The sequence below is a fragment of the Candidatus Symbiopectobacterium sp. NZEC127 genome, from assembly GCF_025962675.1.
In the GTDB taxonomy this organism is placed as follows: Bacteria; Pseudomonadota; Gammaproteobacteria; order Enterobacterales; family Enterobacteriaceae; genus Symbiopectobacterium.
In genome coordinates this window covers 1-532 of record NZ_JAGFPG010000095.1, presented here as the reverse complement: position 1 = coordinate 532, position 532 = coordinate 1, and the positions used below count along the sequence as shown (strand labels likewise).

Sequence of the window (532 nt, the reverse complement as noted above, 5' to 3'; positions counted from 1 at the left end):
GTTAAACGGGTGGAGGAGTAAGCGATGAATTGGGAAGCGCATCTTGCCAACCTGGACGCCGTTGAGACGGATACACCGCGCACAGCACCCAACATGGTACTGGCGGTAGGCAATGTGATGATGGGTGACGACGGCGCAGGGCCACTGCTTGCCGAACGATTGCAACACAGCCCGCTAGCGGGCTGGGCGGTCATCGACGGGGGTGCCATCCCGGAAAACGCGGTGCATCGCCTACGCGCCGCGCCACCGCAGCGCCTGCTCGTGGTGGACGCTACGGATATGGGGCTCGAACCGGGCGCCATACGCATCGTCGATCCGACACGTATTGCTGAAGATATGCTGATGAATACCCACAGTATGCCGCTCACCTTTATGATTGATGAGCTGCAAACGTTTATTCCGGAAGTAATTTTTGTCGGCATTCAGCCCGCACTGGTGGCATTTTACTGCCCGGTCAACCGGGCAGTCACGCAGGCTGTCGACAAGATATATCAGCAGCTACCTCATTGGCACGGTGACGGTGGATTCATGC

General features: G+C 58.1%; 1 protein-coding gene. It reads left to right on the top strand.

The genetic code is table 11. The features are described from left to right. Positions 1-93: 93 nt before the first annotated feature. On the top strand, positions 94-532 hold a 439-nt coding region (gene hycI / locus J5069_RS24100; protein WP_264646157.1), incomplete at its 3' end, for a hydrogenase maturation peptidase HycI.